General features: G+C 72.1%; 7 protein-coding genes. 4 read left to right on the plus strand and 3 right to left on the minus strand.

Going from position 1 to position 12,029, the window contains the following annotated elements; genetic code table 11:
* Window positions 1-24 precede the first annotated feature (24 nt).
* A complete protein-coding gene (locus Pen02_RS24355) occupies window positions 25-555 on the minus strand; it encodes a GNAT family N-acetyltransferase (protein ID WP_203868392.1) in 531 nt (176 codons plus the stop codon).
* Between the two features lie 49 nt (window positions 556-604).
* Here Pen02_RS24355 and Pen02_RS24360 point away from each other — a divergent pair, with 49 nt between their 5' ends.
* Together Pen02_RS24360 and Pen02_RS24365 are read left to right on the plus strand one after the other, a co-directional pair.
* Window positions 605-1,204, plus strand: coding sequence for a helix-turn-helix domain-containing protein (locus Pen02_RS24360; protein WP_203868393.1), 600 nt, complete (start codon window positions 605-607; stop codon window positions 1,202-1,204).
* Window positions 1,205-1,371: 167 nt separating this feature from the next.
* Window positions 1,372-2,181: a class I SAM-dependent methyltransferase gene (locus Pen02_RS24365; RefSeq protein WP_203868394.1), complete on the plus strand. Its 810-nt coding sequence runs from the start codon at window positions 1,372-1,374 to the stop codon at window positions 2,179-2,181.
* A 116-nt stretch (window positions 2,182-2,297) separates the two neighbouring features.
* Here Pen02_RS24365 and Pen02_RS24370 read toward each other — a convergent pair whose 3' ends face one another.
* Both Pen02_RS24370 and gltB read right to left on the minus strand, forming a co-directional pair.
* Window positions 2,298-3,812 carry a glutamate synthase subunit beta gene (locus tag Pen02_RS24370; protein ID WP_203868395.1) on the minus strand — a complete coding sequence of 505 codons (1,515 nt, stop codon included), beginning with the start codon at window positions 3,810-3,812 and terminating at the stop codon, window positions 2,298-2,300.
* The gene (gene gltB / locus Pen02_RS24375) at window positions 3,805-8,610 is read right to left on the minus strand and encodes a glutamate synthase large subunit (RefSeq protein WP_203868396.1); all 4,806 of its coding nucleotides are present in this window, start codon (window positions 8,608-8,610) and stop codon (window positions 3,805-3,807) included. Before gltB ends, Pen02_RS24370 begins: the two co-directional genes overlap by 8 nt.
* Window positions 8,611-8,775: 165 nt before the next feature.
* On the opposite strand from gltB, the gene Pen02_RS24380 reads away from it, so the two are divergent.
* Window positions 8,776-9,621 carry a GNAT family N-acetyltransferase gene (locus tag Pen02_RS24380; RefSeq protein ID WP_239141206.1) on the plus strand — a complete coding sequence of 282 codons (846 nt, stop codon included), beginning with the start codon at window positions 8,776-8,778 and terminating at the stop codon, window positions 9,619-9,621.
* Window positions 9,622-9,794: 173 nt separating this feature from the next.
* Window positions 9,795-11,933, plus strand: coding sequence for a M14 family zinc carboxypeptidase (locus tag Pen02_RS24385; RefSeq protein WP_203868398.1), 2,139 nt, complete (start codon window positions 9,795-9,797; stop codon window positions 11,931-11,933).
* Window positions 11,934-12,029 lie beyond the last annotated feature (96 nt).

Consider the following 12,029-nt stretch of genomic DNA (forward strand, 5'->3'; position numbering starts at 1 on the left):
CCGGATGCTCACCTTCGTCGGGGCTCACCTGCCGCCGTGATCCGGGGCGGCGAGGTCGCGTTGCATCAGCACGGTGTCGATCCACCGGCCGTGCTTGTAGCCCACGGAGACGAGCCGGCCGACCTGCGCGAAGCCGGCCGAGCGGTGCAGAGCGGTCGACGCGGGATCTCCGGTGTCGGCGATGACCGCGACGACCTGGCGGACGTCCCGTTCCCGGCAGCGTTGCAGCAGGGCGGCCAGCAGTGCCCGACCGACGCCCTTGCCGGTCACCTCCGGCGCCAGGTAGATGGTGTCCTCCACCGTCTGCCGGTATGCCGGCTTCGGTCGCCACGGGGCCGCGTACGCGAAGCCGTTCACCTCGTCGCCGGTCTTCGCCGCCAGGAACGGCAGTCCGCGTGCGGTCAGGGCGTCGAGTCTGCGCCACCAGTCGGCCGCCGTCGGCGGCGTCTCCTCGAACGTCGCGACGCTGTTGATCACGTAGTACCCGAAAATGCCGGCGATCGCCGGAGCGTCGGCGGCCGTCGCCGAGCAGATGGTCACCCCATCGGTCGTCATCCCGGACCCCGGTTTCTCTATAGGGAATATGAACGCTACTATAGCAAACATGGATCTCGTCGAGTTCGGCCGCCGCATCCAGCAACTGCGATCCGACCGCCAGCTGACGCTCCAGTCGCTGGCCGACGCCGCCTCGGTGAGCGTGAGCATGCTGTCCTCGGTCGAACGCGGCCTGAAGGCGCCGACCGTCGTGGTGCTGGCCCGCATCGCCGAGGGCCTCGGCGTGCCCCTGAGCACGCTGGTCGCCCCGACCCGCGACCAACGCCTCGTCGTGCGACGCGCCGCCGACCAGGACATCGCCGACGAACCAGGCGGATGGCGGCGGGTCATCCTCACGCCGGTCGTTCCGGGGGTCAACTTCGAGTGGATCCGCTCCACCCTGCCGCCCGGCTGTGACGCCGGCAGCTATCCCGGGTACGCCCCCGGCTCGCACGAGTTCGTGGCGGTCGACTCGGGGGAACTGCGCCTGACGGTCGGCGACGAGACCGTCGAACTCTCCGCCGGGGACTCGGTCTACTTCGCGGCCGACGTGATCCACGGCTATGCCAACCCCGGACCAACACCGTGCACGTACCACGTGGCGGCCCTCATCATGCGGCCACGTCACCCGGCCCGGGTCGACGACGGCGCAGGCGGGAACCGCCGGTGACCGAACCGACCGACCCGACCCGACCCGAACTGGCGCGACACCGACCCGACCGGCGCGACACCGGACACCACCAGGCGCTCTCATTATACGGGACATATGTTCTATATATTGGACACGTATTCTAGGCTCGGACCGTCGGCCGGACGGCCGTTCGGGGGTGGAACGAGATGACGCGAGCCCGGAACGTCTACACCCACGGGCACCACGAGTCCGTACTGCGATCGCACCGGTGGCGTACCGCCGAGAACTCGGCCGGGCATCTGCTTGCGCACCTCACCCCGGGGATGTCCCTGCTCGACGTCGGCTGCGGACCGGGCACGATCACCGTCGACCTGGCCGCCCGGGTGCTGCCCGGCCGGGTCACCGCCGTCGAGATCACCGACGACGCGCTGCAACTCGCCCGGACGGAGGCACGGACACGTCGGCGGGAGAACGTCGACTTCGCCGTCGCCGACGTACACGCGCTCGACCTCCCGGACGACGCCTTCGACGTGGTCCACGCCCACCAGGTGCTCCAGCACGTCGCCGACCCGGTGCTGGCGCTGCGCGAGATGCGCCGGGTCTGCCGGCCCGGTGGCATCGTCGCCGCCCGGGACAGCGACTACGCCGGCTTCACCTGGTTTCCCCAGGTTCCCGAACTGGACGAGTGGCTCGCCCTGTACCGCCGGGCCGCCCGCGCCAACGGCGGCGAGCCGGACGCCGGCCGGCGCCTGCTGTCCTGGGCGCACGCCGCCGGGTTCACCGACGTGGCGGCGACGGCGAGCACCTGGTGCTTCGCCAGCCCCGAGGACCGACAGTGGTGGGGCGGGATGTGGGCGGAGCGGATCCGACGGTCCGACCTGGCCCGGCAGGTGGTGACGGCGGGCATGGCCACCGAGGACGACCTGGACCGGATCTCGCAGGGGTGGCTACGGTGGGCCGCCGCCCCGGACGGCTGGTTCGTCGTGCTGCACGGCGAGATCGTGTGCCGACGCTGAGGGCCGCAGCTCCGCACCGGAACCCGACCCCAGGTCGGCGGCCGGCCAGCGCGCGATGACCGGCCGGCGGGTCCGGGCGGGGTAGCGTTCCCGCCCGGAGACCCTGGCCAGGACCGTCAGCGGGCCGGGACGGCCAGCGGTTGTGTTGACGACGCCACCGGGGCCGGCAGTTCGCTGCCGCCGCCCAGGTAGCGGTGGATCGCGGCGGCGGCGGCCCGGCCCTCGGCGATCGCCCAGACGATCAGCGAGGCGCCCCGGTGCATGTCACCGGCGACGAAGACGCCCGGGGTACCGGCCTGCCACTCCGGGTCGGCGTCGATCGCGCCGCGCCGGTTGCGTACCACGCCGAGCTGGTCGAGCAGCGGCTGCTCCTCGGTGCCCTCGAAGCCGATCGCCAGCAGTACCAGGTCGGCCGGCAGCTCCCGCTCGGAGCCGGGCAGCACGGTCAGGATCCGCTGGCCGTCCCGCTTCTCGACGGTCACCTCGGCGATCCGGACCGCGCGTACCTGGCCGGTGCCGTCGTCGACGAACTCCTGGACGGCGACCGCGAAGACCCGCTCGCCGCCCTCCTCGTGCGCCGGGTACTCGCGGAGGATCCACGGCCAGGTCGGCCACGGGTCGCGGGCCTCGTCGCGCTCCTGCGGCGGTCGCGGATAGAGGTCGAGCTGGTGTACGCCGGCCGTGCCCTGCCGGTGCGCCACGCCCAGGCAGTCGGCGGCGGTGTCGCCACCACCGATGATCACCACGTGCTTGCCGGCCGCGTCGATCGGGGTCGTCGACTCCCGGCCGCTGACACTGGGCTGGCCGCCGGCCGCCGAAGCGACCGCGATGTTCGCCGCCACCAGGTGCTCCATCGCCTGGTGCACGCCGCGCAGCGAGCGGCCCGGGGTCGCCGGGGTGTCCCGGCCGGCAAGCGCACCGCAGGCGAGCAGTACGGCGTCGTGCTCGGCCCGGAGCTGCTCGGCGGTGACGTCGACCCCGACGTTGACGCCGGTCCGGAACCGCACCCCCTCGGCGGTGAGCTGGGCCAACCGCCGGTCGACGTGCTCCTTCTCCAGCTTGAAGTCGGGGATGCCGTACCGGAGCAGGCCGCCGATCGCGTCGTCGCGCTCGTACACCGTCACCGCGTGCCCGGCCCGGACGAGCTGCTGCGCGGCGGCGAGTCCGGCCGGGCCGGAGCCGACCACCGCGACGGAGCGGCCCGTCGGTGCCGGCGGCTCCTGCGGGATCACCAGGTCCAGGTCGAAGGCGCGGTTGACGATCTCGACCTCGACCTGCTTGATGGTCACCGGTGCCCCACCGTTGATCCCGAGTACGCAGGCCGCCTCGCACGGCGCCGGGCAGAGCCGCCCGGTGAACTCCGGGAAGTTGTTGGTGGCGTGCAGCGACTCGATCGCGGTCGCCCAGTTGCCGGTCCGGACCAGGTCGTTCCAGTCCGGGATGCGATTGCCCAGCGGGCAGCCGTCGTGGCAGAACGGGATGCCGCAGTCCATGCACCGGGTGGCCTGGTCGCGGATCAGGCCGTCGTCGGCGGACGGGTAGACCTCGCGCCAGTCGGAGATCCGCACCGGCACGGGCCGGCGGGCCGGCAGCTTCCGGTCGTGCTTGAGGAATCCACTCGGGTCAGGCACGAGCCACCTCCTGGGACGGGCGCGACCCGGTGCCGACCGGTCGGACCGGGGACGTGGGCGGGACCGGCGGCGGTGTGGCGGCGGCGGCCTGGGCCGGTACGCCGGGTGTGGCCAGCGCGCCCATCACCGCCTCGTCCACGTCCCGCCCCTCGGCCTGGGCAATCCGCATGATCTCCATGACCCGCTTGTAGTCCCGGGGTACCACGGCGGTGAACTCGCGTACCGCCTCCGGCCAGCGCTTGAGCAGCCCCTCCGCGACCGAGGAGTCGGTCTCGGCGAAGTGCCGCTGCACCAGGTCGTAGAGGGTGACCCGCTCGTCGTCGGTGAGCGGGGCCAGGTCGACCAGTTCGGGGTTGACCCGACGGCTGTCGAGTTGCCAGACGAAGGCCGTACCGCCGGACATGCCGGCGGCGAAGTTCCGCCCGGTCCCGCCGAGCACCACCACGACGCCGCCGGTCATGTACTCGCAGCCGTGGTCGCCCAACCCCTCGACCACGGTCACCGCGCCCGAGTTGCGTACCGCGAAGCGCTCGCCGACCCGGCCACGGAGGAAGAGTTCGCCGCCGGTGGCGCCGTACAGGATGGTGTTGCCGGCGATGATCTGGTCCTCGGCCCGGCCGTTCGGGCCGGCGGGCGCGTCCAGGCCGCCGGCGAAGGGTGCCGCCGGATCGGGACGGACCACGATCCGGCCACCGGAGAGTCCCTTGCCGACGTAGTCGTTGGCGTCACCGGCCAGCCGCAGCGTCACGCCGCTGGGCAGGAAGGCGCCGAACGACTGGCCGGCGGTGCCGGTGAGGTCGAACTCGATGGTGTCGGCCGGCAGCCCGGCACCGCCGTACCGCCGGGTGACCGCGCCGCCGAGCATCGCGCCGACGCTGCGGTGCTCGTTGCGTACCGCCACCGCCGCCCGGACCGGAGTGCCGTCGGTCAACGCCGGCTCGGCCAGGGCGAGGAGTTCGTTGTCGAGCGAGCGGTCCAGCCCGTGGTCCTGGGCCCGTACGCCGCGCCGGGCGGCTCCGGCCGGCAGCTCGGGTACGTGCAGCACCGGTCGCAGGTCGAGCCCGTGCGCCTTCCAGTGGTCGAGCGCCGGGGCGAAGTCGAGCAGCTCGGTGGCGCCGATCGCCTCCTCCAGCGACCGGAAGCCCAGCTCGGCGAGGTAGCCCCGGACCTCCTCGGCGAGGAAGAGGAAGAAGTTCTCCACGAACTCGGGGCGGCCGGTGTAGCGCTCCCGGAGTACCGGGTTCTGGGTGGCGATGCCGACCGGGCAGGTGTCCAGGTGGCAGACCCGCATCATCACGCAGCCGGCGACGATCAGCGGTGCGGTGGCGAAGCCGTACTCCTCGGCGCCGAGCAGCGCCGCGACGACGATGTCCCGGCCGGTCTTGAGCTGGCCGTCGACCTGCACGGTGACCCGGTCGCGGAGCTTGTTGAGCAGCAGCGTCTGCTGCGCCTCGGCCAGGCCCAGCTCCCACGGCGTGCCGGCGTGCTTGAGGGAGTTGAGCGGGGAGGCGCCGGTGCCGCCGTCGTGCCCGGAGATCAGGATGACGTCGGCCTTGAGCTTGGCGACGCCGGCCGCGACGGTGCCGACCCCGACCTCGCTGACCAGCTTGACGTGTACCCGGGCGGCCGGGTTCACGCTCTTCAGGTCGTGTACGAGCTGGGCCAGGTCCTCGATCGAGTAGATGTCGTGGTGCGGCGGCGGGGAGATCAGTCCGACGCCCGGGGTGGCGTGCCGGGTGCGGGCGATCCACGGCCAGACCTTGTTGCCGGGGAGCTGCCCGCCCTCGCCGGGCTTGGCGCCCTGGGCCATCTTGATCTGGATGTCGTCGGCGTTGACCAGATATTCACTTGTCACGCCGAAGCGACCGCTGGCCACCTGCTTGACGGCGGAGCGCCGGGTCGGGTCGTGCAGCCGTTCGACGTCCTCGCCGCCCTCGCCGGTGTTGGACTTGCCGCCGAGCCGGTTCATCGCGATCGCGAGGGTCTCGTGCGCCTCGGCCGAGATCGACCCGTACGACATGGCGCCGGTGGCGAACCGCTTGACGATCTCGCTGGCCGGCTCGACCTCGGAAAGCGGCACCGGCTCGCGTACCCCGGTGCGGAGCCGGAACAGCCCGCGCAGCGAGCCGGCCTGCTCGGCCAGCGCGTCGACCTTGGCGGTGTAGTCGCGGAACACGTCGTACTGCCGGGACCGGGTGGCGTGCTGGAGCAGGAAGACCGTCTCCGGGTTGAACAGGTGCAGTTCACCTTCGCGGCGCCACTGGTATTCGCCGCCGACCTCCAGCGGCCGGTGGGTGAGCTGGCCGGTGTTCTCGGCGTACGCCCGCGCGTGCCGGGCGGCGACCTCGGCGTGGATCTCGGTGAGCCCGACTCCGCCGATCTTGCCGGGCGTGCCGGCGAAGTAGCGCTGGAGCAGCCGGTTGTCCAGCCCGACCGCCTCGAAGACCTGCGCGCCGCAGTACGACGAGACCGTCGAGATGCCCATCTTCGACATGATCTTGAGTACGCCCTTGCCGAGCGCCTTGACGTAGTTGCGTACCGCCGTCGCCGGCTCGACGCCGACCAGCGCACCGGTGCTGATCAGGTCCTCGACCGACTCGAAGGCGAGGTACGGGTTGACCGCCGCGGCGCCGTACCCGATCAGCAGCGCGGTGTGGTGCACCTCCCGGCAGTCGCCGGACTCCACGATCAGCGCGGCCTGGGTACGGGTCTGCTCCCGCACCAGGTGCTGGTGCACGGCGGCGGTGAGCAGCAGCGACGGGATCGGTGCCAGATCGGCGGTGGAGTCCCGGTCGGAGAGGACCAGGATGCGTACCCCGTCCTCGATCGCCTCGGAGACGTGCCGGCAAATCTCGGTCAGCCGGGCCTTCAGGCCGGCCGCGCCGTCCCGGACCCGGTAGAGCCCGGAGACCCGGACTCCCTTGAAGCCGGGCAGGTCGCCGTCGGCGTCGATCTTGAGGATCTTGGCCAGCTCGTCGTTGTCGATCACCGGGTAGGGCAGCACGACCTGCCGGCAGCTCGCCGGGGTCGGGTCGAGCAGGTTCCCCTCCGGCCCGATGGTCGCCTGGAGGCTGGTCACCAACTCCTCCCGGATGGCGTCCAGCGGCGGGTTGGTGACCTGGGCGAAGAGCTGGTGGAAGTAGTCGTAGAGCAGCCGGGGCCGGGTGGAGAGCGGCGAGATCGGGGTGTCGGTGCCCATCGAGCCGACCGGCTCGGCACCGGCCCGGGCCATCGGCCCGAGCAGGATCTTCAGCTCCTCCTCGGTGTAGCCGAAGGTCTGCTGGCGGCGCCGGACGGACTGGTGGCCGTAGACGGTGTGCCGGCGCGGCGGCAGATCGGCCAGGTCGATCAGGCCGGCGTGCAGCCAGTCGTCGTACGGGTGCTCGGCGGCGAGCGCGGACTTGATCTCGTCGTCCAGCACGATCCGGCCGGCGACGGTGTCGACCAGGAACATCCGGCCCGGCTGGAGCCGCCCCTTGGCGACCACGCTCGCCGGATCGAGGTCGAGTACCCCCGCCTCGCTGCCGAGCACCACCAGCCCGTCCGAGGTGAGCCACCAGCGGCCCGGGCGCAGCCCGTTGCGGTCCAGCACCGCGCCGACCAGCGAGCCGTCGGTGAAGGCGACCGAGGCGGGGCCGTCCCACGGCTCCATCAGGCTGGCGTGGAAGCGGTAGAACGCCCGCTTGGCCGGAGCCATGTCGGGGTCGTTCTCCCAGGCTTCCGGAATCATCATCAGCACCGCGTGCGGCAGGCTGCGACCGGCCAGGTGCAGCAGTTCGAGCACCTCGTCGAAGTTGGCCGAGTCGGAGGCGGCCGGGGTGCAGATCGGGAAGAGCCGCTTCAGGTTGCCGGGGATGTCCGGGCTGGCCAGCAACGCCTCCCGGGCCTGCATCCAGTTCTTGTTGCCCCGGATGGTGTTGATCTCGCCGTTGTGCGCGATGAACCGGTAGGGGTGGGCCAGCGGCCAGGACGGGAAGGTGTTGGTGGAGAAACGTGAATGAACCAGCGCGATCGCGCTGGCCACCCGGGGATCGGTCAGGTCCGGGAAGAACTCCGGAAGCTGGTCCGGGGTGAGCATGCCCTTGTAGACCATGGTCCGGGCGGACAGCGACGGGAAGTACGCCGGTACGCCCCGCTCGGCGGTCTCCCGTTCGGCCTGCTTGCGGACGCAGAACGCCACCCGGTCCAGGTCGAGGCCGGTCAGCGGGGCGCCGGCCCGGCCGGCCACCGAACCGGTCAGCCGGTGCGCGGCGAGGAAGACCTGCCGGATCACCGGTCGGGCGGCCAGGGCGGTCTCGCCGAGGTCACCCGCGCGGACCGGTACGTCCCGCCAGCCCAGGATCTCGGCCCCCTCGACCAGGGCGTACTTCTCCAGCACGGTCCTGGCCCGGGCCTCGTCGTCCGGGTCGGTGGGCAGGAAGACCAGACCTGTCGCGTACTGGCCGGCGGGCGGGAGCGGGAAGTCGACGACCTGCCGGAGGAACTCGTCCGGCACCTGGAGCATGATCCCGGCGCCGTCGCCGGTGTTCTGCTCGGCGCCCCGGGCACCCCGGTGGTCCAGCCGGCAGAGCGCGGCGAGGCCCTTCGCGACGACGTCGTGGGAGCGGCGACCGTGCAGGTCGGCGACGAAGGCCACCCCGCAGGCGTCCCGCTCCGCAGCCGGGTCGTAGAGCCCCTGCGGCTCCGGCGGCCGGGCTGTCGGGCCGGTGTGCTCCGGGACGCGGGCGGGGCCGGTCGACGCGGAGTCGGCACCCGCCGACGAGGAGAGGTGCGGTTCCTGGGGGTACGGAAAGGCCACCGGGGCTCCTGTCGTCACTCACGTTCAATCATTAGGTCGGGACGACGTCGGCCCTGCTGGGTCTCTCGATACTACGGCAGGGGTCGTCGGGGTCCACCAGTTCGACCGATCACAGGCAGCGGAATTGATCACATGTCCGGGATCCCGTACGTGTACGCTCCCCCGGTGGCATCTGTACGAGACGAGCCGTTTGACCGGTTGGAACGCTTTTACGATGCGGTGCCGCGTGACGGGGCACACACCGAGGACTTCGGCGGACTGGTTCTCTTCGTCCGCGACGGGGCGGGATGGCCATTCTACGCCCGACCGAGGCTGGACGCCACGGATCCGCCGTCGGCCGCCGACGTGACGGCGGTCCGGCAGCGCCAGCGCGACCTGGGCCTGCCGGAGGCGTTCGAGTGGGTACACGAGAACCACCCGGACCTGCTCGCGGTGGCCCGGTCGGCGGGGTTGGCGGTGCTGGAGGCGCCGCTGATGGTGCTCGACCCGGCCGCCCTGCCCCCGCCCGGCGACTTCGCCACCACGACACCGGTGCGGATCCTCGACCCGCAGGCGCCGACGTTCGCCGCCGACGTGGCGGCCCGGCGCGCGGTCGCGGCGGTCGGCTTCGCCGCACCCGGCACCGAGGTCGGCACCGCCGGTCCGGCCGCCCGGGACACCGCCCTGGTCGAGCTGCCGGTGGACTCGCTGGACGAGGAGCGCACCCGGACGGCGGCCGGCCGGCGGATCTCCGCCGTGGTCGAGCTGCCCGGCCAGGGCGCGGTGGCCAGCGGGATGGCGCTGCGGGTGGCGGAGGTCGCCGAGATCGCCGGCATCGCCACCCTGCCCACGGCGCGGCGCCGGGGCCTGGGCGCTGCGGTCACCGCCGCGCTGGCCCGCCGGCTGCTCGACGACGGTACTAACCTGATCTTCCTCTCCGCCGGCAGCGAGGAGATCGCCCGGGTCTACCTGCGGGTCGGGTTCCGCCGGATCGGCACCGCCTGCATCGCCGAGCCCGCTCCGGTGGGCTGACCCGGCGGACTGCCCAACTCCCCGGAGGAGTCGGGGCGGGACTTTCGGCGGAAGGCGCTGGCGGGGACGGTCGAGGATGCTCAAGACATCCTCAAGATCATTGCATCGTCGCACGTCGGGGATCATGATGACCCCGAATGCTGTCCCCCCAACTCCTCCCCCTCGGAGTTCAGATGCGAATAAGGAAACCGACGGTCGTCGTACTGTCCACATTGCTGGCTGCCAGCCTCGGCGCCGTCACGGCGCCCTCGGTGGCGCTCGGCCAGCCGAGCACGGCGGTACCCGGCACGACGGCGGCGGAGCCCAACCAGGTCACCGGGCTGCGCGTCACCCAGGCCGACGGGTACGCCACCGTCGCCTGGACCCCGGTGCCCGGTGCCACCGACTACCAGATCGAGCGCACCCCGGTCGACGCCTCGGACGTGGCGACCGGCCCGGCGGTGGTGGTCGGCGTCTGGCGGCCGAACCGTCAGATCAACAACGAGTCGCCGACCTTCGCCGACGCCGGCTTCGACCCCGGCCTGCGGTTCCAGTGGCGGGTACGGGCCCGGATCGGCACCGCCGAGCAGCCGTACTCGGCACCGGTCACCGGCACCACGCTGGTGCCGTGGGGCAACCCGGCCGTCCCCGGCGAGAACCTGCGTACCCAGTGGGAGACCACCAAGGCGGCGCAGTACACCAGCGACGTCAACGAGTACGCCTACACCGCCGAGATCGACCGGCTCAGCGACCGGGTCCGGGTGGTGGAGATCGGCCGTACCGTGCTGGACCGGCCGATCAACATGCTGGTGATCGGCTACCCGGCACCGCCGGCCACCCCGGCGGCGGTCGCCGCGACCTCGCCGCTGGCGGTCAACTGCAACGTGCACGGCAACGAGCCCGGTGACCGGGAAGCCTGCCTGGTGCTGGCCCGCAAGCTGGCCTTCGGCACCGACGCCAAGACGGTCGACCTGCTCAAGCACACCACCGTGCTGATCGTGCCGACCATCAACGGCGACGGCCGGGCCGCCAACACCCGGGGCAACTCGACCGGGCAGGACCTCAACCGCGACTACTCGCTGATCCGTCAGCCGGAGACCGCGGCGTACGTCCGGATGCTGCGCGACTACCGGCCGGTGGCCGGCTACGACGGGCACGAGTACGGCAACTCCACCGCCGGTGACCTGCCGATGCTTCCGCCCCGGCACCAGAACGTGGCGAAGCAGATCTTCGACGAGTCGATGGACATGATCGAGGGTCACATGTACGTCGAGGGCGCCAAGGACGGCTGGTGGGCCTGCCCGTACGGCTGCCAGGGCGGCAGCAGCGTCGGGCTGAGCGAGGAGACCATCCTGCGCAACACGCTCGGCCTGAAGAACACCGTCAACTCGCTGCTGGAGCTGCGCAGCTCCGGCGGGCAGACCCGGCCGGACGAGGGCAACTCGGCGAACAACCGGCGCCGCAAGACGTACTCGGCGCTCTGGACGTTCAGCCAGTTCCTCGACTACCACCGGGCCAACCTGCCGGCGATCAAGAAGGCCCGGGGCGAGGCGATCGAGTTCCAGGCGTCGAACGAGGGGCGGCTCGTCTTCCGGGGCTCCCGGCCGATCCCGCTGCACCCGGCACCGCACCCCGGTGAGGCGGGCCCGCGCGACGACCTGCCCGAGCCGGAGATGATCCTGGACGACGCGCCGTGTGCGTACAAGCTCACCGAGGAGCAGTACAACGGGGCGCGTACCGACGGTCCGAACGACGTCGGTGCCACCGTGGCGCAGCGGATCGCCGCGCACGGCTGGAAGGTCGTCAAGGGCAGCGACGGGTACTACGTGCCGCTGGCCCAGCCGGAGCGGGGCCTGATCCCGCTGCTGCTCGACGCCCAGGGCGCCGAGGAGTGGGTGGACGGCACCCGGGTCTACCCGACCCGTACCGGCCGGCACAACGGGCCGCTGACCATCAGTGGCTTCGCCTGTCTGGAGGACGCGACGGTGAACGGACCGGTCACCATCCGGCCCGGCGCCACCTTCATCGCCACCGGTACGACGATCAGCGGCCCGGTCAGCGCGGCCGGCGCCACCGGCGTCTTCCTCGGCGACAGCACCGTACGCGGCCCGGTGTCGATCTCCGGCACCACCGGCGCGGTCTCGCTGGTCGGCAACACGATCTCCGGCCCGGTCTCGGTGGCAGCGAACAACACCGGCAGCGACCCGGCCCTGATCGCCGGCAACTCGGTGAGCGGTCCGCTCAGCTGTGCGGCGAACAGCCCGACGCCCACCAACGTCGGAGTCGCCAACTCGGTGAACGGCCCGAAGTCGGGCCAGTGCGCGACGCTGTGACCAGCGGCGCCGTGCTCCGGTGTGCGCCGTGACCAGCGGCGTGTAACGGAAGAACCACGCACCACCCGCCGTACCGGTGGGTCGGGCCGCCGACGC

The sequence above is a fragment of the Plantactinospora endophytica genome, from assembly GCF_016862915.1.
In the GTDB taxonomy this organism is placed as follows: Bacteria; Actinomycetota; Actinomycetes; order Mycobacteriales; family Micromonosporaceae; genus Plantactinospora; species Plantactinospora endophytica.